This window comes from Yersinia sp. 22-579, assembly GCF_030433455.1.
Classification (GTDB): Bacteria; Pseudomonadota; Gammaproteobacteria; order Enterobacterales; family Enterobacteriaceae; genus Yersinia; species Yersinia enterocolitica.
In genome coordinates this window covers 14241-39594 of record NZ_JAUJTZ010000010.1, presented here as the reverse complement: position 1 = coordinate 39594, position 25354 = coordinate 14241, and the positions used below count along the sequence as shown (strand labels likewise).

Genomic DNA, 25354 nt, shown 5'->3' with positions numbered 1-25354 from the left:
AAAACTCCCATATTCTTTGAGATAAATATTGATAAGAATATGGGATTATACCCAATTACATTCACCACTCGTATTTATATACGTTAACTCATTAATATTAAAATCTCTCTTTAAGATTTCACTTATTTAAAATAGAAATCTCATCAGTAATATCTAACCGCACTAATAAATATCAAAGTATATTATTTTAAATCATTACAGGATGAAGTATTCATGGAAGAGATAAGAAACGTTATTGATAATAAGTTACGAAATATAAAGCACGCAACAATACCTTATAATGAAAAATGGAAAACAAAAAAAAGCGATAGTATCCCTGTTGTAACTTATTCATTTACTCAGAGCATCCCACGTGGATATTATAGTTATGAACTCAATCATAAACATCCAATATCGTCTCTTAATCAGTTACAGATTGACCAGGCAAAAACCGCGTTTAAAAATATAGCAGATGTGGCAAATATAAGATTTATTGAGGTTAACGATACTAAAGCTAATATTCCCATCATTAATGCATACCCAGAAAGCCCGATGAATATCAGCGGTTATGCGTTCTCACCTAACTCAGGAAACTTAAGCCCAATATGTATTAATGCCGATCACTCAGAGAATCTTACTCCCACTTACTTAAACAGGGGCGGTTACGTTATCGTTCATGAAATTTTACATGCTGTTGGTTTGAAACATACCGATGGGTTATCACACCGAGAAAGTGTCATGCACCCGTTTATCAAGTCATACCCAAGTAAAAACCATGACGAGTATTTTGCTTCCACGCCACAACTGTATGATATCGCTGCACTCCAATATCTTTACGGTGCCAATATGCATACCCGTACCGGTAATACTACTTATGGTTTTAATTCTAATAGTGGTAGAAGGCATTTCAGTGCGCGCAACAGTAACGATCCATTAATATTCTGTGTATGGGATGCGGGTGGTATTGATACTTTTGACTTCTCCGGTTATACGCAGGATCAAATGATTAACCTTAATCAGGGCAGTTTCTCGAATGTCGGAGGATTAACCGGGAATATCTCTATTGCTTTTAATGTGACAATTGAAAACGCCAATGGAGGCAGTGGTGATGATGTATTAATTGGCAATCAGGTAAATAACACTTTAAAAGGGGCCGGTGGCGATGATCAATTATATGGCGGGCCAGGAGCTGATCATCTTTGGGGAGGGGAAGGGCGAGATATATTTCGTTATAGTGATATAAATGATTCAACACTAAATGCTGCGGATACAATATATGACTTTGAATCTGGTCAGGATAAAATAGATTTATCATCTCTGGCGAACGGTAACATTATACTAACGGATGAATTTAGATCTACAGACCATCATCGTGGTCGTACAGAAGTGGCACAATTTTATGGTGAGACGAGTGATCTCACTTATTTAATGATTAATTTTGATCATACCGATCAGACAGATATGGTGATTAAACTCGCGGGTAAGCATCAACTAACTGCCCACGATTTTATTTGTGCGCCACTACTAACGGCCTAACCCTTTATGACAGGCTGCAAACACTTAAGTGCCACAGCCTATATCTAAAGGCATGCCGCTAAGGCAAATAAAGATCAAAACGATGACTTTTAGTTGTCACTGCGGCCTGAGCAGCAACCCCTGCCAGTGGTTCGGCATAATCCGGGCGCTTAACCACCACCCGTTTGGTTGCCAATGCGCGCGCCGGTGCCAGTAAACCATCGGCGTCTTCGTCAGCCCCGACCAATGACTGGAATACCCGCATTTCCTTTTTAACCAACGCACTTTTTTGCCGGTGCGGGTACATAGGATCGAGATACACGACTTCGGGCCGAGGTTCAATTTCCGCCAGCGCGGTTAAACTGGAAGCATGTAATAGCGTTAACCGCTCGCGTAACCACGGGCCAATTTCCGCATCCTGATAACCACGGCGCAGCCCATCATCCAGCAATGCAGCAACCACTGGATTGCGCTCCAGCATCTGCACATGACAACCCAGTGCCGCCAGGACAAAAGCATCTCGCCCAAGGCCTGCCGTCGCATCAACCACGCGCGGCAGATACCCTTTTTTGATACCGACAGCTTTAGCCACCGCCTCACCGCGCCCACCACCAAATTTACGACGATGGGCTAGCGTGCCAGCAACAAAATCAACATAAATGCCGCCGAGTTTTGGCTCATCCCGCTTACGCAGCTCTAGGCGCTCAGGTGTTAATACCAGCGCCATAATAGACTGCTCGTCAGACACCAAACCCCAGCGTTCAGCCAGAATAGACAAGGCGCCGGGATCGGCGCCTGCTTCAGACAATAAACAAATACTTACTTGTGACACATTCTAGCCCTTAATACCGTAATGGCGCAGCATAGCATCCAACTGCGGCTCACGGCCACGGAAGCGCTTGAACAGCGTCATTGGCTCCTCAGAACCGCCACGGGACAGAATATTATCGAGGAACGACTGCCCCGTTGCGGCATTGAAAATACCTTCCTCTTCAAAGCGCGAGAAAGCATCAGCCGAGAGCACTTCCGCCCACAAGTAACTGTAATAACCCGCGGCATAACCACCGGCAAAGATATGGCTAAAAGCATGTGGGAAACGGCCCCAAGTTGGCGATGGTACTACCGCGACCTGTTTTTTCACTTCATATAAGATCGGCAGGATCTGCGCGCCAGTCAGCGGATCGAACTCATAATGCATCCGGAAATCGAATAGACCGAACTCCAGTTGGCGCAGGATAAACAGCGCCGCCTGATAGTTTTTCGCCGCCAGTAGTTTATCCAGCATCTCTTGTGGCAGTGGCTCATGGGTTTCGTAATGACCGGAGATAAACGCCAGTGCTTCCGGTTCCCAGCACCAATTCTCCATAAACTGGCTTGGTAATTCGACCGCATCCCACGGTACGCCGTTGATACCCGAGACACCGGCAGTATCAATTTTGGTCAACATATGATGTAAACCGTGGCCGAACTCATGGAACAGCGTGGTCACTTCGTTATGGGTAAACAGCGCCGGTTTGCCGCCCACAGGCCCGTTAAAGTTACAAGTTAGGTAAGCGACAGGTTTTTGTAATTGGCCATTCGCTAAACGCAAGCTGCCGACACAATCGTCCATCCAGGCTCCGCCGCGCTTGTGTTCACGGGCATATAAGTCCAGATAGAAGCTGCCGCGCAGTTCACCGCTGGCATCATATAGCTCGAAGAAACGCACATCTGGATGCCAGGTATCAACATCGTGACGTTCTTTGGCAGTAATACCATAAATGCGTTTAACCACTTCAAACAGCCCTTCTACCACCCGCTGTTCCGGGAAGTAAGGGCGCAATTGCTCGTCACTGATGGAGAACAAGTGCTGCTTTTGTTTTTCGGAGTAATAGGTGATATCCCACGCGGCTAACTCGCTGACGCCATAATGTTTTTCAGCAAAAGCACGTAACTGCGCCAGCTCTTCTTCTGCTTGTGGTCGCGCGCGTTTTGCCAAATCATTCAAGAAGCCCAGCACCTGTTGTGGGCTTTCTGCCATCTTGGTCGCCAGTGATTTATCGGCATAACTGCTAAAGCCCAGTAATTGAGCCAATTCATGGCGCAATGTCAGGATTTCGGCCATGATTTCGCTGTTATCCCATTTGCCCGCATTCGGCCCTTGATCAGAAGCGCGAGTGGCAAAGGCGCGATACATCTCTTCGCGCAATTCAGCGTTATCGGCATAAGTCAGCACCGGCAAGTAACTCGGCATATCCAGAGTCAGCAACCAGCCCTCTTGCTCTTTGGCTTCGGCCATGGCTTTAGCGGCGGCTAATGCACTTTCTGGCAAACCTTTCAGTTGCTCAACATCGGTAATCAACTTACTCCAACCCATAGTGGCATCGAGCACATTATTGCTGTAAGTCGACCCCAACTCAGATAAGCGGGCCACTATTTCGCCATAACGTTTTTGTTGTTCCGGCTCCAGACCAATACCGGATAACTGGAAGTCACGCAGCGCGTTTTCTACCGCTTTACGCTGTGGAGCCGTCAAGGCATCAAACCCCGGCCCTTCTTTCAAGCTGACATAGGCCTGATACAAACCTTTATGCTGACCGACCCAAGTGCCGTATTCAGATAGCAGTGGCAAACTTTGTTCATAAGCCGCACGCAATTCCGGGCTGTTTTTGACTGAATTCAAATGCCCGATGGGCGACCAAATGCGTGATAAGCGGTCATCGGATTCGGCCAGCGGCTGACACAAGTTATCCCAGGTGAAAGGCCCTGGCTGGGCGACCACCCGCTCCACCGCTTGACGGCATTCATCCAATGCGGATTTCACCGCAGGCACGATATCTTCAGGGCGAATAGCAGAAAATGGCGGCAGGGAGAACGGGGTCAACAGCGGATTTGTCATAAGGAAGTCCTGATTATTTTTTGAATTTCAGCGCCAGACAATGCCCAGCAACAGAGAATAAATTATGTATTAATAATTAAGATGAGGTCTGTCAGTATGAAAATCAATGGCTGACGGCTTAAATTGGTCAATCAACAGCCTCAACCTTTCCATTGCGTAACGGTGAGATTTTTATCACCAATTAATGCTTTTCACTTTTTATCCACCAGACAGTTTATACTAGTTGCCATAATGTGTTGGCTGCGGTGACTGACGACGATGTTTTGTCGCATTCACAAAGAAAGGCCGCAAGAAACACTGCCGCAATGTACAGACATATCAATTGGTTAAAATAAAATGTTAAGTTACCGCCATAGTTTTCACGCCGGCAACCATGCCGACGTTCTGAAACATACCGTTCAAAGCCTGATTATTGAGTCTTTGAAAGAAAAAGAAAAACCGTTCCTTTATCTGGATACTCACGCCGGTGCTGGCCGCTATCAGTTAAGCGGCGAACATGCTGAACGCACGGGTGAATACCTTGAAGGTATCGGCCAACTGTGGCAACGCGATGACTTACCCGCTGATTTAGCCCCGTATATGAGTGCAATCAATTATTTTAATCGTGGTGAGAAGTTGCGTTACTACCCCGGCTCACCGTTGATTGCCCGCCATTTACTGCGTGAATACGACAAGATCCATCTGACTGAACTGCACCCTAGCGATTACCCGCTGCTGCGCAATGAATTTGCCAAAGACGAACGCGCCAAAGTCCAGCGAGCCGATGGTTATCAGCAGCTTAAATCACAGTTACCGCCACCATCACGCCGTGGGCTGATTCTTATCGATCCACCATATGAAATGAAAACTGATTATCAGGATGTGGTGAAAGGTATTCAGGAAGGTTATAAACGCTTTGCAACGGGCACCTATGCATTATGGTATCCGGTGGTTTTACGCCAGCAAGTCAAACGTCTATTGCGGGATTTGGAAGCCACTGGCATCCGCCGTATCTTGCAAATTGAATTGGCCGTTCGCCCTGACAGTGACCAACACGGTATGACCGCGTCTGGCATGATTGTGATTAACCCGCCGTGGAAGCTGGAGCAGCAAATGAACACGCTGCTGCCGTGGTTGCACAAAGCACTGGTACCTTCTGGCCATGGCCATACGCTGGTGAAATGGGTAGTGCCAGAATAATTCTTTTCTAAATGAATCGCCTATCAGAGCCATTGATGCATAAAGCTTTATCAAGCGCTACACTGATAGGCAATTTTTTAAACGACTTGGAAACGACACTGATGACCAAACATTACGACTATCTGGCAATTGGCGGTGGCAGTGGTGGGATCGCATCGATCAACCGGGCAGCCATGTATGGCAAGAAATGTGCGCTGATCGAAGCTAAAGAGCTCGGTGGCACCTGTGTCAACGTCGGTTGTGTACCGAAAAAAGTGATGTGGCATGCGGCGCAAATTGCAGAAGCCATTAAACTGTATGGCCCGGATTACGGTTTCGACACCACAGTGAATCATTTCGATTGGAAAACGCTGATTGCCAATCGTACTGCTTACATCGATCGTATCCATCAGTCTTATGACCGTGGTTTAAGCAATAACAAAGTGGATGTTATTAAGGGTTTCGCGCGTTTTGTTGATGCGCATACCGTGGAAGTGAACGGTGAAAAGATAACTGCCGATCACATCCTGATCGCCACCGGCGGTCGCCCAAGTCATCCAGATATTCCAGGGGCGGAATACGGCATTGATTCCGATGGTTTCTTCGAATTGGACGAGATGCCAAAACGGGTTGCCGTAGTGGGTGCCGGTTATATTGCGGTAGAAATCGCAGGTGTACTCAATGGGTTAGGCACAGAAACGCATCTGTTTGTACGCAAACATGCACCGCTACGTACCTTTGATCCGCTGATTGTTGAAACCTTGTTGGAAGTGATGAATACCGAAGGGCCGAAACTGCATACCGAGGCAGTACCGAAAGCGGTTATCAAAAATGCCGATGGCAGCCTGACACTGCAATTGGAAAATGGCACAGAAGTGACTGTCGACCATCTGATTTGGGCCATCGGCCGTGAACCGGCAACCGATAACCTGAATCTGGCCGCCAGCGGTGTCAAAACCAATGAAAAAGGCTATATCGAGGTCGATAAATTCCAGAATACTAACGTCAAAGGTATCTACGCTGTTGGCGATAATACCGGTGCCGTTGAATTGACGCCGGTGGCAGTGGCGGCAGGTCGTCGTCTGTCTGAACGCCTGTTTAATAGCAAGCCAGACGAGCATCTGGATTACAGCAATATCCCAACCGTGGTATTCAGCCATCCACCCATCGGGACTATTGGCCTGACTGAACCGCAAGCGCGTGAGAAGTTTGGCGACGAGCAAGTGAAAGTCTACAAATCGTCCTTCACCGCGATGTACAGTGCTGTTACGCAGCACCGCCAACCATGCCGAATGAAACTGGTGTGCGCTGGGCCGGAAGAGAAGATTGTCGGTATCCACGGCATCGGTTTTGGTATGGATGAAATCCTACAAGGGTTCGCTGTCGCCGTGAAGATGGGCGCAACCAAGAAAGATTTCGATAATACGGTTGCTATCCACCCGACTGCCGCCGAAGAATTTGTTACCATGCGCTAAGGTCAGCTAAAAGAACGGTAAGGCTATAAACTGCATGGTTTATAGCCTTTTTTATTGCGTTGAATTCTAAATAAAGTGGACACGTTACTTATTTAATTTTACGTTAATGGCTGAGTTCAAATGCGCTTAAAGTGGCTAAGTGTCCTAGTCCCCATACTGATCGTTGTCGAATGAATAGCTCAACAATAATGTTCAGCAGCAGAAACATCTCACACAATTATTCCATTTAAAAAGATCATGATGATGTTGCATAACATATAGAACAGATAATTAAACTTATAAAGGATACATTGCTGTAGCCACGGTAGTAATTAAATTATATTTATATGAAAGCCATCAAGAGTGTAAATTTCCGACGCAATATTATAAACCAGTGTGATATCTTAAATAGCTCCTTAAATACCATATGAAGTTTCTAGAAAAAAATTTTCTATTACGATAGGAACCCAGATGAACCGCTTTGATATTAGGATAATAAATTATACTGAAACCCATTTCCCCAGCCCTTCTACATATGTCAGCATCCTCAAAATACATAAAGAACCTTTCATCAAATCCATTAAGACACCCATAAACATTAGATCTGAATAACATAAAAGACCCAGGCGCCCAATCTATATTAATAGCGTCATCTATTGAAGATTTAATATAGACATCCGATCGCTGCCTAAAAATAGCAGTTTTAATTGGTGTCGATAATCTTGGGAAGTTTCTTATTGATTCTTCAGGGATTAGTTTTTCCATATCTCTAAATAAATTTATAGTGCAAATTTCTGCATTATCCTTTTCAACCAAAAGTAATAGGTCATTTAGAGAGGTCTTATCAATAATCACATCTGGATTTAGAACAAGAAACAAATCTTCAGGACCCATGTTTAAAAGATCACAACAATAATTGTATATATAATTATTGTTCACCCCAAAACCACAATAAAAATCATTATTTATTAAATAAACCCCATTGTTTTTAGTATATTCTTTTAAGTTCTCAGTCGCAGGTGTATTGGATTTTAATACGACTGTAAAATCTGAAGCAAGCTCCGCTAGTACACCATTAGCAATGATCATTTCATCATTATAATGGCTTACAACAGAAATATAGAGGTGGACCATGTATTAACCTTTCTAAACTTAAACCACGGTATAACCTATGCTCAATTCTAAATTGCGAGAAAGTGAAAACATTCATCTTGTGCTAATATAAGCGTCATTATTTTAATACCATTGTGTTTCTTAATTTAAGAATTAAAGCAGGTATGGATTGAAACAAACAAAATATGAAAATAAAAAATTAGCACCAGAATATTATCATAGTATTAATTGAACAGCAGATATCCTAAAAATTTTACTAATAGAAATTGAGATGCCTTCTAGATAACTCCCACATCTATTCATACGATAGGAGTGTATTGTCAGAGGAATATAAAATATGCTTTATGTCTTTTGTACACTCTTCTGTATACTATAGTTAAACTCCTCAAAAGTTGTACGACTCAAGCCAGCATAAGCTGCGTAATCGAATCTAGTGTCTCCCTTAGATAAACTCAACGCCTCCTCAATCTTCTCCAATAAACTATCTACAACTGGATTATAAGGAATTAAATTATTGGATATTTTCAGAAAGTAATCTTTTTTTCTATTATCAAATTCATTAGTTACAGTTGGAATACCAGAGGCTGCAGCTTGGAATGCGATGACACCTGGATGAGCAGAATATATTAGTGCAATGACAACATCGCAAGAAGCCAATAAGTCTATATATTCTTTTTTGGGTAGTTTACTGAGTACGGTAACATCCGTGTTGTGGATCTTAATAGAATATGAAGTATCAACAGTCCCTACAAGAAATATTTCATATCCAGAATGTTTCTTGCAAAACTGTTCTACAGTTGTGAGGATTACTTCAGGCATATTTCTAGAGTTGAATTTTTCGGGTCTAAAATAGAAAAAAATCCTATTTTTCTTTTCTTTTACACACTCGATTGGTTCTATTATCGGGGCAGTAATATATAAGTTAGCATGACTATTTAATAGACATTTCTCAACAACGAAGTCTTTCAAGATCTTAGTGGAAAAGATAATGTTCTTAGAAAGATAAAGCGCCGAAAGAGCTCTTGTGTACATAGAGCCAAAAGGGAAAAAACCAGGCTCAAAATCTTGACAATAATAAACCGTAATTTCAGGACTTTTAAAAATATCGGAAGCCTGAAAGAAAGTTTCAGTATCAAAGCAATATATCAAATCAGGTTTTGACTCTATTTTTTCCACATCTGACAAAGAGATAACTTTTATTTTTGAGGAGTACCGATCAAGTAACCTAGGATTCGGACTTCCGATACTAACAACAACTGTTATGCTATCAAAATGGTCGAATATCTTGGATAGATCAGAGAAGAAGCCAGTGTAACCAGCAAAAAATAAATCATCAATCAAGTAAGGAATAAATATAACAATCGAACGATAATCACTGGGTGGTAACTGGCTAAGGTCAGGAGTATAAATTGGCAGAGCTCTAGCATTCAATGGTTCTGCAAGTCCTTCTGCAAGGTGGGGACCGCATGAATTATAGTCAAATATACGCTTTGTACTCCAAAACCTTGGTTCAAGGTGACCACAAAGACAGAAATGAATATACCCACAACAGAACGAACCATTTTCCACTGCCTTTCTAACATCAATATTATTTTTTAAATAAAACTCTTCATTGAAATCTATATGAGAATCTTTCTTAGTCGAAATTAGATAAACATTATCTAAGAACCAATCAAAGCTTTGTATATCTTTATAACTGGATTTAGAGTACGCGAGTCTGACCGAGTCACCAAACTTTTTTTGCCAACGCGATCTATGGCTCAACTTATTTAACATTTAAAATCCTCTCTGCATCAATTCTCAAATTGCCAGACAAGTATTGTAGCAGAATGCTTGCCTCTTGCTTTTTCCCGCAGTTATAAAGAGCTCTAATTAGAGTATAAATAGCGGTCTGGTCTGAAGGCATAATTCTATGAGCATTCTTTAAAAATCTAAGCGAAAGCCTTGTAAATCCAAGATCGAGTAGTGTGCAACCTAACCCATGATTAACACCTAAGTTATTAGGCATCGATCGATAACTTATCCCAAACCAATATAGTGCTCTGTAGAGAGCTCTTTTGGTAAAATAAAACTCAGCTAAGCGAATTTGCAAGGACGCTGATTTTTTAAAATATGGTTTTAATTTTTTAATAGCAACATTAATTAAGTCTTTATTTTGTGAGAATGTGAAAATATCCAACATTCTTTCAAGTACAAACAACTTATCATTATCAGATACATAATTTAATTTTTTATCATGCTCCAGCATCCAATGATAAACCATTTCCAGCGTATCTCTATCGCGCTGCCTTATATTCCAAGCTAAGGCATTACTTAGCAAGTTGGCATCTGGATTAATCTTAGAAAGCTCATTAGAAATTAACTTCTGTCTTAATATTACTATATCAGAGTACTCTCGTTTTTCTATATTCCTAATTTCCTCCAACTTATCTCTGAATGGTAACATTGGTGTCCACTCAGTTTCATTTGAAGGGCTAAAGATACTGGTCGAATTAATAAATGGTGCATCTATAGTCGAATTTATATCATATATAGGGTGACATGATAACAGAAGTTTTATTTTTTCATATTCATCTCTATCTCCTGTCTGATAACTCCAACTTCCTTCATTTATTCCCCAAGCATCAGCACGAGAACAGTGTATTACATCAGAAATAAACGTATAATTCTTATCAAAGGCATCAAACCATATTCTGAATAGAGAAACAATGGTAGGGTCTAATGTGCTCCAATCGAAATTAAAGACATCGCCATTAACCATCAGTTTATTTGAAACCTGCCTAAGATCTACTTTCTGTATTAATGACATAACGAGTGGATCAAGTGAGCATGATTCTAACCACAGAAAACATTCTGGACCAATACCATTGAATATATGATCGGCTGTATATTGAGTTCTAACGGAATAATGTACAACCTTTCTCATTGCCTCTCGCGTACCAAGATAAATCATATCCTTGGCCATAAACGGCAAACTAATAGACACATGCTCAACGGCTAGTTGATTATTTTCAATAGTAAAAATAATTTCAGGAGAATTTAAGTCTACTTGTAAAAATGCATCTATAGCATCTTTTCTTAATAGAAATTTATCAGTTCTTCCCTTTAGAATATAACTTTCTTGAGGTATTATACTTAAACCGGCATCAAGAGTTCGCCACTGCCTAAATATATTTGCGGGGCCGCCTATATCGATATTACCAGAACCAACAACACGAATGCCTTTCGATACGATCCAAGTAAACAGATCTATATTATTATTTATATCCTCATGCCAAGTTGAAATGATAATATCAACATCTTCTTTAATTAAACTTTTTTTATATAAAATATAATCAATTATGAGAATAAATTCTTCTGTATCTCTTATAGCACCATTCAGTAAAATAACTTTTCTCATTTATGAAACATCCCATTCATTATCAACGTCTCAATAGAGCAGCATTTACCGCCGTTCACTGATGCTATATACCCAAAATACCGCTCTATTGCGTGGACACAGCAGCCATCTAGTTGACCATTTTCTTTTTCTATCTGGAAAAGATGTAATTGAAGGTCACGTATCAAAACTAGAAAAGCTCTATTTCCGATAAACATAGTACCCGGTATGAATGATGCCTCAACTGAGGCTGGCTCTTTTTCTAACAAGTAAGTTAACCAATGAATATTATTCGCTATGTGATCTTGTATCGGAAGAATATACTCTCCATATATTTGAGGTTCATCATCGCTCATTATAGAAAACAGTCCATCAGTTGCATTTTTATTGCCAACAAGATAGTCTAAATTATTATTAAACCATGCACCATTGTCATTTAAATGTTGAGACCGCTTTGTATGTACTTTCACAAAATATTCATATTTTTCAATCACAATTAGCTGTAAGCAAATTAAAAACGGGAGAATATCTCGGCCATAGTTTGGCATTATGAACCCGATCACTCGTTCCTGTCCTAAGATTTCTTTAGCTTTGCATATAATATTGTTATATGGTGATGTAATCACAATATCATAGTCAGTAAAAGCCACTAACCGATTGAATATTTCTTCAGCTTCACGCTGATAAAATGCATGGACAATAATTAATTTTTTATTATCAGTATTTGGTTTTATTTTATTTAATTCAAAGGATCCGTCATTTGATACATGTTTATTCTTTTCACTTAATAAGAGATTGATGCTATAGATATTATTATTTTCATCAAGTTTACTTATATCAATAAAACCACTTGAATTATATTTTCCTGCTGGTTTTTGTGATAAGACTAGATTAGATAGCTTCTGGTACTTTATAAATCTATATATCCGTCTAAACGGTTTAATTAACGAAATACATATAAATCTGAAAGGGTGGTTGTATAGAAAATCGACACGAACCCTATCTTTATTAACTTGTTGTTTTAGCTTTATCATGGAAAAATATGACAAAAGATCCATCTTACTTCCCCTTTTTACGCATAAGATAACGAGCATAAAAATCGGTTAGTCTTGGCATTTTATACTTAAAGAAAACTATCGTACTTCTTGGTAGAAACCGACTTAGGATTCGATGAAAGAATGAATTACTAATAGTGACATTAAGTTCCTTTCTTAAAAAATCATTCTCACGCCGAAGAGCCGTCACTTGTTCATGATAGCGTTTACTTGCTGAGTCATTTTCATCTTTAACGAAGAAATGTTGCGCGGCTCCATGGATTAATAACTTCTTACTGGCTGAGCACGTAGCTTTGGGAGAAGGGAGATCGCTGAATTGTTTTAAGAAACGTTGATACTCATCGAATATCTCTCGTTCTATATTGAACATATTTATAGAACCACGTTCAGCCACTTTTCCCTTAATCATATCTCTCATATCTGTTGTAAAAAGGGAGTTCAATGATGCAATAAATCGTTGGTTTACGATAATGTCCGTTTTATTTCCATCAATTATCTTTGAGGCTCCACTATATTCAAAACTTTCATTAAAATCGTGTAGTTCTGGATAATCTGTATCGTACTCACCCCAACCAACTTTAAAATAGCTATCAAGGATGAGCCACCATGCTTTTAAGGCATCACTAATATACTTAGAATCCATAACTTCACGCACTTGCTCATCTCTGCGATCTGCTATTTCACTTATATGTGGTAAATTCCAATAGAAATGCTGCTTAAAAATCTTACAATCACTGAATGGTTGAAAGAAGAATGTCTGCTCTACAGCTAAACGATTATAAACAATCTCCATTTCGGCAGACATATTAACCGTTTTCTTTAAGTCATCGATATGGCCAAAAAACTGGGCATCGCCGCATAAAAATGGATACATCATCAACGCATTTTCAACTAAAATTTTATGCTTTAATCCAACACCCGCGAAATCATCCACCAAAGGAGTACCATTAGCAAAATCATATAACATAGATTCATGATTATCAGCTAAGTCAACGCGAGTTTTCAAAACAAACTGATCTTGGTTGTTTAATGCCGATAACCCATAATAGAATGACACCATTTGATGTAATTGGTGTCCACCTTTCAGCACAAGCCTTGGCTCTTCTATCTCAAGAATGGTGACTTGAGATTGCTCCAGTTCCCTTCTTAGGCCGCTATAAGAATCTACCTCACCGATCCAAGTTGAATACACAATTTGGTCGACTAGTCCTTGATCTCTCCAATCTGAGTAGTTTTGTATCTTCTTAAGAAGCCTTTGTTTATCACGAACCAATCCACATATAACGACTGAAATTGCCATATCTTTGACCTATTAGTTAATTGTACATTTCGCGGTATAATAATAATCCAGCATCCATAGCTCCGTCGAAAAATACTTTACCTTTTTCAATTATAACAAGTCGATTACATATGTTTTTAAATTGATCTGGTCCATGTGTAGCAATAAAGCTGGTTTCCGCCATTGCTATAGTTTCTTCCAACCTCTTGTTTGCTTTTTTCATGAAAAACTCGTCACCTCCTCCTAAAACTTCATCTAAAATAAGAATGTTAGGTTTTTCACTAATAGCGATAGCAAATGCCAAGCGACTTTTAAAACCCGTAGAGAGATGTTTATACTGTTTGTGCTGATCTTCCTCCAATTCGCAGAAACTGAGTATCTCTTGGCGCATTTGAGGGATATCGGTTTTTTTAATATTTTTGAGAATGAGGGAAAGATTAATATTTTCTATGACACTGAGTTCTTCTTCTAGCCCAACTCCAGCAGCTAATACTGCTGTTGGTTTATTACTCGTCCAAACAGTTCCGCTAGTTGTAGGGTAAATTCCTGAAAGAACCTTAAGGAAAGTAGTTTTTCCATTACCATTTCTACCAACAACGCAAATTTTGTCTCCTGACATGGCTTTAAAAGAAGGAACAGATAAAATAGATTTCTTTTTATTGGAGAATTGCCGTATATTCAGAATCAGGCTTTTTAAAGACTGAGGGCGATCAGATGCAGGAACTAACAATTCTACATTTTTGAATTCAACTGTTTTTTTCATAAACTAATTACCGTTTTCTTTCCTAACGAATTAGATAGTAAAATCCCAATGATTAATGCAGCGCCCGCTAGTAAGAAAGGAATGAGAAATAAGCTAAAAGTCAATTGCTTACCCATAAATATCGCTTGAGATAGCAATATGAAATGAGTAAATGGATTTAACGTGACGATAATGGCAGCAACTCCTGTCATATGAGTTTTTGCATACGCTATCGGAGTAAGCCAGAATGCTACTTGCAGAACAATGCCTAATAAATAAGGTAGATCTCTCAATATTGGTGTTAATGTTGCTAATATTAATCCAAGACCAAAAAGAAATACTATAAGAAATAAAAATAACACTGGGATGAATATAAGATTAAATAATGGAATGCCGTTATAGATAGAAACAATGATTCCAATAATATAGAACGGTGCTAGAACTAGTACTTCTGACAATATATCAGCCATTACTAACAAAAAACTTGATATATTATTATTTTGCATTAGCGCTCTACGCGAGACTAGGCTTTGACAACTTTTTAATAATGCACTTTGTATGATTATCCAGCTTGTTAAGCTGCTGATTAACCAAAGTGTCATATTTTCTATGTCACTTTTAAATACAAAATTCATGATAAAGTATAGAATCGCCATCTGAGCTAATGGATTCATTAAACTCCATGTCCACCCAGCATAAGTATTTAAAGAGCGTTTTTGTATTTCAAAAATTGCCAAACGAAAACTATTATAAATCATCAAAGTATACGTTCCTAAACAAGAAATACCGTGAATAAAGTATTCCAATGCATATGGTTATTTAAAATAACTGATAGTTAATATTATTGCTCAACGAGATACTTATCACCTAATGCTCCAGGAATTTTCACAACAACATTGCATGCATCTGTCAGAGCTTCAAAGCCTGTTATCTCGCCAGGTGAGAGGACAATAATATCACCCGGCCCCCATTCCTTTCCTTGCATTTTGATACGCCCACTTAATACCAACGTTATCTCTGTTGCAATTTTATGATAATGTGGAGCTTCACTATCACCATTAACATAATTCTTGACAGCGACTTCACATGCTTCTGTTTTATATGCAGTTGGTGAAAAACTGCCAACAAACCACCCTTTGATCATATCCTCTAACTTATGGTTTGTCATATCAAAGTCCACTCTCAAATTGTTGTGCTTGTCTTTCAGTTTTAAGTAACTTGTAGTCATCTACATTTAAGTCAATTGTTCCTACTTTCATCTGTTTTAAAATTAATTCATTGAAAGTTGGAGCAACATAAAACTTCCCATTAACACTCGCATTTTTTCGAATTAAATTCTTCGCAGCCTCCGCGAAATCATGCGTTCTTGCAAACCAAAATACACCTGCAGTTGCATTCTGACTTATAGGCTTCTGTTGGGCCGCCTCAATCACTATTCTATCCGTATTAAGACTTACATAAGAATATCGCGGATGAACAGATTTGAATATAAGAGTACCACCGTCTAATTTTCTTAAGTTAAAATCATTTAAAACATTGGAAAAATCTATATTAACTAATTCATTGGCACTTATTATCAATAATTCATCCTGCTGATTCAACTGACTCGCTGCAAGTAATGCAGTACAAGCCGAACCTTTCGTATATTCAGGAATCTTGATTACAGTACTATCTTTGACTAATAACTTAACAACTTTATCTAAGTGAAATTTTTCTGCATCTTTATCAAGAAGAGCAAAACAGTACTTGGAATCTGGAATTTTTTTTGTGTTTAAAACGATACGTTCAATTAATGACATACCATCAGTTTCAGTAAGACATAAAGGATAGCTATCCTCGCGCGATTCAGGACTCGATTGTCCCGCGGCTAGTATTAATATATTAACACCCATATTCACTCTCCTCAGAGACAGAATCAAGTTCTCTTATGCGGTCTACAATATTGGTATAATTTGTTTCAAATACATCATGGACAACAAGTAAGTGCCCCCCAGCAGCCTTAGCTGCTTTTATTCCATTTTCATTATCTTCGACTATAAGGCACTCTTCAGGACTAAGATTTAGTGAGTTCATTGCCAACAGATACATCTCAGGGCTTGGCTTCCCTTGTCCTACATCCTCGTTTGAAATCATTAGATCTATATAATGTGAAAGTGAGGCTTTTTCCATCATTGTTACAACTGTATTTCTAACTGAATTAGAACAAACGGCAATCTTGTACCCCATTGCTTTCAATGAAGAAAGTGCAAACTCATGTGTAAATTGAGGTTTACATTGCGTATGAACAATTTCCATGGTGTACTGCTGCTTCATTTCATTAATGAAATCATGCAATTCTCTAGGAAGGTGCCTTTCTTTACTTAACATTTCTAACTTTTTTTTGGTCGGTAGACCATCAAATGTCGTTAGATGATCAAAACGAGAGATCGGCATACCAAATAACTCTAATGCCTTATTCAAGGCCTCATAGTGCCATTCTTTAGCATCAATTAGAACACCATCCATATCGAATAATATGGCTTTGATTTTCATAATAATTAATCCTATTTCTTAAAGAAAAATTCTTGCGCATCCTCTGGCAAGTCGGTGCATAAAATCAGATTCTTTTCATGACGTAGAGAAAGCAAATTATTCCATAAGTTACTCTTATCACGTTTATGGAGTTCTGAAGAAACTACGCATATCCGTTTTCCCTGTGCCAAGACTGCTTTAATGTCTTCTGTTGTATACCATTCTGATTCAAAGGCATCTAACCAGACCCCGCAAGCTTTATCTAGCCATACAGGTTCTTTTTCAACTTCACTCATACGGGTAAAAACCGGAACACCCTCGTCAAAATAACTTCGTGTATCTGGTACAGACATATCAAACACAAAACAATCCAGTGCTGGATAATTTTTAATCAATTCACTAATGTGTTTCGCTAATCCATCAGCTTTTACATTTAAAGCCAATGTCAGTGTATTGTCATAGCTACTTGCCATTTCTAATAAATCAATAAAACGAATTGAGTTTTCGTCAGCGATATCGTGGGATACAACTAAATTACTCTTATAGTCTCGAATATCTGTCTCTGTGCCATATCCCAGACTAAAAGAACGGACGAATGCAGGCTTAGTATTTTTCTCCTCATCTATTAGCCAGAAACCGCGATGAGAAATAATTTTCATCGCAATTTCTCCAATGCTCTTTGACTTACAGCCAAAGACAAAAAGAGCCTGAGATCCGAGGGGATACCTAATCCATACATCCCATTAGCTTCTGATCCAATGTTATAAATACCAACTTTCCAATTATCTTGTTTTATTTTTTGGTTATATGCTGGTGCTACATAGAACTCATTATTTACTCGTAAGTTGCTGGCAATCATATCCTCCGCAGCTTGCACGAAGTCGGAACCACATTTAAAATTGTAAATACCTACAGTAGCCTCATCAGATATAACTTCTTTTTCAACAACTGTTGTTACATGATTATTGCTATCTAAACCAACAAAAGACCATTTTGGATCGTTTGCCTTCATTGTCATGATAAGCCCATCCAAATTTTCACTGTCCATCTTAGATAAATAGTCATTAATATCAGCATCAATGTATTGGTCACTATTTGCTATCATAAGAGCATCATTATTATTTATAAACTGACGGGCAGCTAATACCGTACAAGCAGCACCATCTGTTAGCCCATCAATCTCAACAATTTCAGCTCCTGGTGACCAATTAGTTAATTTATCTCTTAATCCATACTTATCGACATGCTCTTTTTGGCAAACAAAAATAAATTTATGAGGGACATTAGGCGTCAGATTATTTATAACAAGTTTAATCATAGGTACGTCATTAAGAGGTATTAATGGCTTTGGTTCTTTATAACCCGCTTTCGAAAATCGGCTTCCGGCTCCAGCCATCGGGATTACAATATTAATCATTTTACTCTCCGCTGATTGTCGTTAAATAATTCGTTAGATTAGTGAGATAAATTTATCTAAACTTAGTCCATTCTGATCTTTATCCGATAAAATAGGCGGATCAATTAGTGGCCAATTGATATCTAAACTAGGATCGTTCCATGATATAGAGTATTCAAATGCAGGATTGTAGTAGTCAGTACATTTATAAACAAATTCGGCTACTGGACTCGTTACATAGAAACCATGAGCGAAACCCTTTGGTATCCATAACTGACGTCTATTCTCTGCAGATAGGTATATACCGACCCATTGCCCAAATGTTTTTGAATCTCTACGGATATCAACAGCTACGTCGTATACCTCACCGGATATAACTCGAACTAATTTCCCTTGAGTATTAACAGACTGATAGTGTAATCCTCTTAAAATACCTTTACTTGATTTAGAGTGATTATCTTGTACAAAATCGCATGGATATCCAGTTACTAACTCTTCAAATTTTTGTTTCTGCCAAATTTCCATGAAGAAACCGCGATCATCACCAAATACGGTTGGCTCAATAATTTTCACATCGGGTATGTTTGTTTCAATTATTTTCATATTATCACTTATATTCCTGAATATTATTCAAAGCCACTTGCCAGTTACTTGGTTCTATATTGAATTGGGCTTTTATCTTATTACAATTCAATCTTGAGTTGGCAGGCCTACTCGCTCTTGTTGGATATTCTGATGTGTTAATTGGAGATAAAGTTGGTAGTTTATCTATTATTTTTTTGTCTCGAGCTTTGTTAAAAATAACCTTTGCAAACTCATACCAACTGACATGAGGTTCACCTGAAAAGTGATAACACCCCCATTCAGGCGTATTACCATCATCTATAAACTTCACCATTTTCACTAAAGCATTAGCAATATCGTCTGAATAGGTTGGCCCACCAAATTGGTCGCCAACAATACTAAGACACTCATGAGTAGTACCTAGTCTAAGCATTGTTTTTACAAAGTTATTTCCGTGTGTACCAAATACCCAGGAGGTTCTTACAATTAAAAATTTATCCATAGCTTCTGCTATTGCAAGTTCGCCAGCAAGCTTACTTTTTCCATATATAGATTTAGGTTTTGTCGGCGATGTCTCTTCGTAAGCTGCTTCATTTTCACCATCAAAAACATAATCTGTAGATATATGAAGAAGTACTGCCCCCATTTTGTTTGCTGCCTTTGCCAGATGAGCCACACCATCATGATTTATTGCATAAGAAAGTTCGATTTCTTCCTCTGCTTTATCAACCGCAGTATAGGCCGCTGAATTAATAATATAATCAGGTTTGAACTGTTCGATAATCTCATCCACCGCAGATTGATTTGTAATGTCCAATTCATCTCGGCCAGTTGCCAACAATTCAACCTTATCTTGATCTTGAAATTTCTCAACCAGACTGCAGCCAACTTGACCATGGGCCCCAGTAATTATCACTCTCATTATATTTTCCTAGCGTAATTTGTTACTCGAGTGACTTATAGAATGTCACTAATCTCAACAGAAATAAATATATCCATATTAATCATGCAGATATGATACTTATTTACAACTAAATACGATTTTTTAGAAGTCAGCTATTTCTATCTGTTTAAGAATAGCCAAGTAACAGAGGTATGCTCATAGCATATCTTTATTAAACTCTCGAAATATCTTGACCATCAGTGCAAATAAGGTGGCAGATGTGCACGTCAATTAAAAAACGGAGGCAAATGATAAAAGTAGCATACGTGATAGAAAACTGAGAGCTTAATTATTAAACACCAGGCACGCTACCGCCCTTAGGATTGCACCCAAGAGAAAGGACCTATGTTATGGCTTCCTTTTTCATAGTTGGCCAGAAAGCCTCGAACGCGATTGTTGCATCCTAAACTCTACAGATACTCGTTAGCCTAAAAGCCATAAGATTTCATACAGTATTTTGTACATAAGCAGCCATATTGTAAACATGCAATATGCCAGAATGAACATTTTAGGGTTCTTCTGAAACACAATGTCACTTATTAAGACCCCTATCAATAGGCATTTATTATCGATTAATTCGCTACTCTGGTTAATCTAAAAATGTAAACCAAATATAGTATTTGAAATATTATGGTGCAAAGATAAGGTACTACACTGGGTCTAGACAGGTCATGGTGACAGTTAAACTATATACTCAAGAACGGCACTCCTAGTACCACTAATCTGATACCATCGTATGGCAGAGTAGGTAAGTTCACGTTCTCAGAGTAGTGCCTGAAAGATTCAGATATACTTCGTGTCAATGCAATTACTTATCTTTCTCGTCTAAAAATGCTGTAATCTAATATTTTCAAAAGACTCATTGGCCTAATCTTGCGATTTTTCTGGATAGATTTTCTTTTCTTTATCATCCTGGGAAGTCCTTTAATAGCATCCCGTTTGGAACGTAAGATAACACTCAATTTCCCGTCGAGACCGAACTTAATAATTGATATTAAATTCAATAAAATATGTAGGGGAAAACTTAATATTAAAAGAGATATTGGCATATTCTTTACATATACCCACACAAGGTTTCTATGCCCATAATACACAGAGAAGTCACTATGTTTACCACCAGAGGTCCCTGAACCAACATGCTGAACGATAGCATTATCAACATAGAGCGCTTTATGCCCAATTAACCTTAGCCTAAAACCAAGGTCTACATCTTCAACATAGCAAAAGAAATCAGAGTCAAACCCCTCAACCTCAGCTAAAGCTGAACGTTTATACATCGCCGCTCCGGCGCAGGGTGAGAATATTTCTTTTGAATAATGGTCGCCTTGTTGAACCTTGACCCCGTGCCCTCGTCTCCAAGCTAAGCCAGAGATATGATAGACATCCCCTGTGCCATCAATAATATTAGTATCAGGGTAGCAAAGCTGCTTAGAACCGAAAATTACTATACTAGGATTCTCCCTAGCTGCAACCATCAATTTCTCAAGCCAATCCTTTTCAGGAAATGCATCTGGGTTTAATAAAGCAATATAGTCGGTACTACATAATGTGATAGCTCTATTATTTCCTTCTGCAAAACCTAAATTTTCAGTCATCCTTAAAATAGTCAGGTTAGATAACAGCTCTTTTGGGATCAGATCTATTGAACCATCCGAACTATTGTTATCAACTAGAATTATTTCACTTGGTTGGAATATTTGTTCAGATAACTTTTGTAAACATTTAGCTAATAGTTCACCACCATTCCAATTAACAATAACAACGGCAACGCTAGTTTGTTCAAAATCATTTTCATTACAGTTCATTAGTTTTGCTTTCTGAATAATTTTTTAGCTATTTTTTTTATACCGAGCATACCACTACTTTTATCTTTCGATATCGAGTTTAAATAGTTAACTACATGTATATTTACAGTTTCAGCAAGCCCACGACCAACATCACTTGTTATATGGGATACATAGGCGGCATGTTTATCAGCTTCTGCTTTCCACCATTTTTCTTTGGCCATATGTAAAAACACATTTCCAGACAGTTCGTATATTGCACGAACTATATCTAATAACTCAGCACTATGCGATAACTGTAACAATGCGTCAGGCTGCTCCTTACCAACTAATAGTACACCAAGTCCATTAGAATGAACAAAACTAAAAGATGGATAACTATCTTTTATCTCATTCCAATAACGCTTAGCTCCAAAACCCTCGGCTACAACAGAAGTGTCATGGAAGAGCACAACACCGTTACGTTTAGATATTTTTGGGAGCCAACTCTCAAAATCATGTTTCACTGCTTCATAGTGGTGACAGCCGTCAATATGAAGAATATCAACAGAATCATCAGCAAAGGATGTCAAAGCATCATCAAAAAGTCCTCTAAATAGAGTAGTTCTAATGAAATTAGATGAAAAATAATCTCTTACTTCAGAATAAACTTCCTCACCATAAACGCCTGTTGTACTGTCGCCGCCCCAAGTATCAACTCCTGTTATCTCGCAGTTAATATTTAATTCCTTGGCTGCTTGGGAAAAAGTAGAGAGGCTATCTCCCCTGAAAACCCCAAGCTCAACAAGCGCCTGAGGTCTAACTAGCTCCATCAACCAAGCGGCGAAGCAGAGATGTCCATGCCAGTCAATTGCTCTACTCAATCTCTGAGGAGTAAACCGCATACTATATGTGCTAGGAAAGCAACTATAGGGAGAAATAGGGGTTTCAGTACAAATATTGTTCATAGTCGATGACATTATCCTAAAATATTTTATTCCGAAAAACTCGTAAGTAACTAATCGATAAGATACTATGATTTATAGTGTCGCACTCTAGCTGTAATGGTCAAGTATTTAAAAACTCAAATTTACATATCTTATTGTAATTAAACACAATAGTATCGTTAGTGCTATACCCTACTACAATCCGTGCCTCCTAATTCCTTTATGGGATAACCAGCTGCGGCTTTCAGGTACCATAGGATTGTTCTGTTATAGTATTTTGAATACTTTCCATGTTCTAGACGCAAAGAAACATACTCCTGTTTTAGTTATCTCCGTATTTCGATTTCCAGTTATAGTGACTAATTTGTAACATACCATTGTAGTGTCGCTACATGTATCCTTCCCCCACAGCTACCTTCAGCTTGTTTTAATACCCCGTGGTTCTACTTTTCTGCGAAACATACTGCTCATATAATCCCCTCGATTGTATTTTTATCAAACAAATTTACTTTGTGGTGCTGCTAAATACAGCTAACAAAACCTATTTCACCATGCTTCAAGACCGATAAAGAGCTTCAAGCAATAATATATCCATACAATCATTTCTTTCACGTGCATCCATTTGTAAGGCTTCAATCATCATTTCCCTGCTAGGCTTGTTGGCAAAAACTAGTTTACATGGAAGCGGGATCCCTTCAACAATAATTCCGTTATATAATGTAGAATATGCAACATTAGTATGCGCCTTAAATTCTCGAGGAAAATGTTTCAAACACAACATGTTGCTATCCTCTCTAAGAGTCATTTTATAAGCGCTTGCATATCTATTCATCAAATCTGGAGTCGTGATAGCAATAAGATCAGGCATACAATATCCAATATTAGGAAACATGTAAGTCGGACAACCTGAATAATATTCCTCACAAAAAAGAACTTGTCGCTCTAAACACATTATATATATTTCATACCAATCTAAATTAATATTCTCAGTAAACTCAATATCTGGTCTTATTCTGACAACCAGATCAAATCCCTCCTGAAATTCATTAATCTTATTTTGACATTGCCAAATTTTGTAATACATTTTTTCAGGGTTTGAAAAATGGTTAAATGGCGGTTCGGAGTCATCATCAACAAAAACGAAATCGCTGCCATAAAATTTTTTTAAACTTTTTACATTTGCAACATCGCCATTATCAGGCCAAAGCGAAAAAAAATGTTGGTATCTCGCTTTCATTACTTCAGGGCCTAATTTATTCCACAAAGAACGAAATTCCATCTGAAACTGAGGAGGTAATGATCGCACATCTTTTGGTGGAGTTAGGGTGCTTTCACCTATGTCACTCCATGTATGAACAATATAGGTTACGTTATGATCTGCCAAACCCAATTTCGTCCAACTTTCGAACGCTTTCTTGTATCCTCGTAATTGCCCTGACACACAGAAGGCTATATTTAATGGGCGTTTGATATCAACAACAGCAGAACTATTACACTCTGAAACATCATGCTGCTGTACAATAAAAGATAAATCCTCTCTATATCCATCTAAATCACCAGTCTGGCTAAGTCCTGTATTTTTAATATACTTAATTAGAATAGGCAATTGATCTCGACAGCAAATACTGGTAATTATTACCATTCTATATAGAAGTGCTGGCTGTGTTACATCAGAACAGAATATTTTATTTTTTATTATTTTCCGAACACTTGTGATTGAATCTACACTACTCAACATTGACTCATCCCATAAATTGCTAGATCCAGATCCAATTAAAACGAATGACCAATGTGAATACAAATCGAATGACTCAAAATAAGTTTCAAGCAACCTCTCTCTAGTTTGTGTATCAACCAAACCAAAAGTAAGCATTATGGTGGCTGTGGTTTTTTGATATTCAAATGTTGAGTCATACATCTCAATAAATCGTTTAACTTGTTGTAATAAAAAAAGATAAAATGGCCGGTCATACTCATGATAATGAAATAATATTGAGCACAATATGGGGTTGGACTTTGGAGAAACAGAGCTATCCTGTTGAAAAATCAATCGTTCTAATAAGCTCGAGGAAAAACGTTCAAACTCAGTGCCCGACTTTAATAAAGATACGTATATTTCGCTTGTTAGAATGTAGAAGTCTTCGGGAAATTTCTCATTAAATTCTTGATCTAACTTATACCAATAAGACTCTAATTCTTCCCAAGATTTATTTTTTAGAAAACATCTTACCAGTAAAGTTAAGATCGCATCGTGCTTTCCAAAATAAAACTCCGCGTCTAGCATTGTCTTAATAGCACTTTCCGTCATGTCTAAATGGTACTGACATAACGCGATACCGATATAACACTCTAAGTTATTTGGATTGCAGTGTCTGGCATTTTCATAGCATTTATGGGCAGCCAAAAATTCACATTTTATAATTAAATCCCTAGCTTGTACTAAATATATTTCTGAATCATCCTGCTTAGAGCCAAATAAAAAATTCCGATACGATATAATATTTTTTTTCACCTTTTGATAAATATTCATTTTTATTTCATGCCCCTTCTCTGTCCACAATTTTATGAGACTTTCGCATAATCATATGACTATATATTGAAACCACGGCCAAGAGAATAGCGATATATCTTATATACAAATTGAGTGACTAGCCCCGGTCCAAAAACCATGTCTCACT

General features: G+C 38.4%; 22 protein-coding genes. 3 read left to right on the top strand and 19 right to left on the bottom strand.

The features are described 5' to 3' along the window. Positions 1-213: 213 nt before the first annotated feature. Positions 214-1515, top strand: coding sequence for a M10 family metallopeptidase C-terminal domain-containing protein (locus QSV56_RS13235; RefSeq protein WP_301212692.1), 1302 nt, complete (start codon positions 214-216; stop codon positions 1513-1515). A 58-nt stretch (positions 1516-1573) separates the two neighbouring features. Here QSV56_RS13235 and rsmJ read toward each other — a convergent pair whose 3' ends face one another. Both rsmJ and prlC read right to left on the bottom strand, forming a co-directional pair. Continuing rightward, positions 1574-2326, bottom strand: coding sequence for a 16S rRNA (guanine(1516)-N(2))-methyltransferase RsmJ (rsmJ, locus tag QSV56_RS13230; protein WP_019081599.1), 753 nt, complete (start codon positions 2324-2326; stop codon positions 1574-1576). A gap of 3 nt (positions 2327-2329) precedes the next feature. Next, a complete protein-coding gene (prlC, locus tag QSV56_RS13225; protein WP_050335341.1) occupies positions 2330-4372 on the bottom strand; it encodes an oligopeptidase A in 2043 nt (680 codons plus the stop codon). Positions 4373-4708: 336 nt separating this feature from the next. On the opposite strand from prlC, the gene QSV56_RS13220 reads away from it, so the two are divergent. Together QSV56_RS13220 and gorA are read left to right on the top strand one after the other, a co-directional pair. Beyond that, positions 4709-5551 (top strand): 23S rRNA (adenine(2030)-N(6))-methyltransferase RlmJ, encoded by an 843-nt coding sequence (locus QSV56_RS13220; RefSeq protein ID WP_004388937.1) that lies wholly within the window; start codon positions 4709-4711, stop codon positions 5549-5551. Positions 5552-5652: 101 nt separating this feature from the next. After that, complete coding sequence (gorA, locus tag QSV56_RS13215) at positions 5653-7005, top strand: glutathione-disulfide reductase (protein WP_050158741.1); 1353 nt, start codon at positions 5653-5655, stop codon at positions 7003-7005. 363 nt (positions 7006-7368) lie between these two features. Here gorA and QSV56_RS13210 read toward each other — a convergent pair whose 3' ends face one another. The 17 genes from QSV56_RS13210 to QSV56_RS13130 all read right to left on the bottom strand — a co-directional run bounded on the left by QSV56_RS13210 (position 7369) and on the right by QSV56_RS13130 (position 25206). Then, entirely contained in the window at positions 7369-8118 is a 750-nt protein-coding gene (locus QSV56_RS13210; RefSeq protein WP_046694396.1) for a glycosyltransferase family 2 protein, read from the bottom strand. Positions 8119-8439: 321 nt separating this feature from the next. Further along, positions 8440-9873 (bottom strand): glycosyltransferase, encoded by a 1434-nt coding sequence (locus tag QSV56_RS13205; protein WP_046694395.1) that lies wholly within the window; start codon positions 9871-9873, stop codon positions 8440-8442. Next, positions 9863-11497 (bottom strand): tetratricopeptide repeat protein, encoded by a 1635-nt coding sequence (locus QSV56_RS13200; RefSeq protein ID WP_046051871.1) that lies wholly within the window; start codon positions 11495-11497, stop codon positions 9863-9865. Before QSV56_RS13200 ends, QSV56_RS13205 begins: the two co-directional genes overlap by 11 nt. Then, complete coding sequence (locus QSV56_RS13195) at positions 11494-12534, bottom strand: rhamnan synthesis F family protein (RefSeq protein ID WP_046694394.1); 1041 nt, start codon at positions 12532-12534, stop codon at positions 11494-11496. The genes QSV56_RS13200 and QSV56_RS13195 overlap by 4 nt, the downstream gene beginning before the upstream one ends. A 1-nt stretch (position 12535) precedes the next feature. Next, positions 12536-13831: a hypothetical protein gene (locus QSV56_RS13190; RefSeq protein WP_046051873.1), complete on the bottom strand. Its 1296-nt coding sequence runs from the start codon at positions 13829-13831 to the stop codon at positions 12536-12538. Positions 13832-13847: 16 nt separating this feature from the next. Beyond that, positions 13848-14573 (bottom strand): ABC transporter ATP-binding protein, encoded by a 726-nt coding sequence (locus tag QSV56_RS13185; RefSeq protein ID WP_050123130.1) that lies wholly within the window; start codon positions 14571-14573, stop codon positions 13848-13850. Then, on the bottom strand, positions 14570-15310 hold the full coding sequence (locus tag QSV56_RS13180) for an ABC transporter permease (protein WP_050919803.1): 741 nt from the start codon (positions 15308-15310) through the stop codon (positions 14570-14572). Before QSV56_RS13180 ends, QSV56_RS13185 begins: the two co-directional genes overlap by 4 nt. An 83-nt stretch (positions 15311-15393) precedes the next feature. Then, positions 15394-15720, bottom strand: coding sequence for a cupin domain-containing protein (locus QSV56_RS13175; protein ID WP_019081614.1), 327 nt, complete (start codon positions 15718-15720; stop codon positions 15394-15396). 1 nt (position 15721) lies between these two features. Continuing rightward, on the bottom strand, positions 15722-16444 hold the full coding sequence (locus QSV56_RS13170; RefSeq protein ID WP_019081615.1) for a glycosyltransferase family 2 protein: 723 nt from the start codon (positions 16442-16444) through the stop codon (positions 15722-15724). Beyond that, positions 16434-17084 carry an HAD family phosphatase gene (locus QSV56_RS13165; RefSeq protein ID WP_019081616.1) on the bottom strand — a complete coding sequence of 217 codons (651 nt, stop codon included), beginning with the start codon at positions 17082-17084 and terminating at the stop codon, positions 16434-16436. Before QSV56_RS13165 ends, QSV56_RS13170 begins: the two co-directional genes overlap by 11 nt. 11 nt (positions 17085-17095) lie before the next feature. Continuing rightward, a complete protein-coding gene (locus tag QSV56_RS13160) occupies positions 17096-17722 on the bottom strand; it encodes a hypothetical protein (protein WP_019081617.1) in 627 nt (208 codons plus the stop codon). Continuing rightward, positions 17719-18480 (bottom strand): glycosyltransferase family 2 protein, encoded by a 762-nt coding sequence (locus tag QSV56_RS13155; protein WP_301212680.1) that lies wholly within the window; start codon positions 18478-18480, stop codon positions 17719-17721. The genes QSV56_RS13160 and QSV56_RS13155 overlap by 4 nt, the downstream gene beginning before the upstream one ends. A 33-nt stretch (positions 18481-18513) precedes the next feature. Beyond that, positions 18514-19062: a dTDP-4-dehydrorhamnose 3,5-epimerase gene (rfbC, locus tag QSV56_RS13150; protein WP_301212678.1), complete on the bottom strand. Its 549-nt coding sequence runs from the start codon at positions 19060-19062 to the stop codon at positions 18514-18516. 4 nt (positions 19063-19066) lie between these two features. Next, positions 19067-19945, bottom strand: coding sequence for a dTDP-4-dehydrorhamnose reductase (gene rfbD, locus QSV56_RS13145; protein WP_019081620.1), 879 nt, complete (start codon positions 19943-19945; stop codon positions 19067-19069). 833 nt (positions 19946-20778) lie between these two features. After that, positions 20779-21771, bottom strand: coding sequence for a glycosyltransferase family 2 protein (locus tag QSV56_RS13140; RefSeq protein ID WP_019081621.1), 993 nt, complete (start codon positions 21769-21771; stop codon positions 20779-20781). Then, positions 21771-22697 carry a class I SAM-dependent methyltransferase gene (locus QSV56_RS13135; RefSeq protein ID WP_301212675.1) on the bottom strand — a complete coding sequence of 309 codons (927 nt, stop codon included), beginning with the start codon at positions 22695-22697 and terminating at the stop codon, positions 21771-21773. Before QSV56_RS13135 ends, QSV56_RS13140 begins: the two co-directional genes overlap by 1 nt. A 535-nt stretch (positions 22698-23232) precedes the next feature. After that, the gene (locus tag QSV56_RS13130; protein ID WP_301212673.1) at positions 23233-25206 is read right to left on the bottom strand and encodes a lipopolysaccharide assembly protein LapB; all 1974 of its coding nucleotides are present in this window, start codon (positions 25204-25206) and stop codon (positions 23233-23235) included. Between the last annotated feature and the right edge of the window lie 148 nt (positions 25207-25354).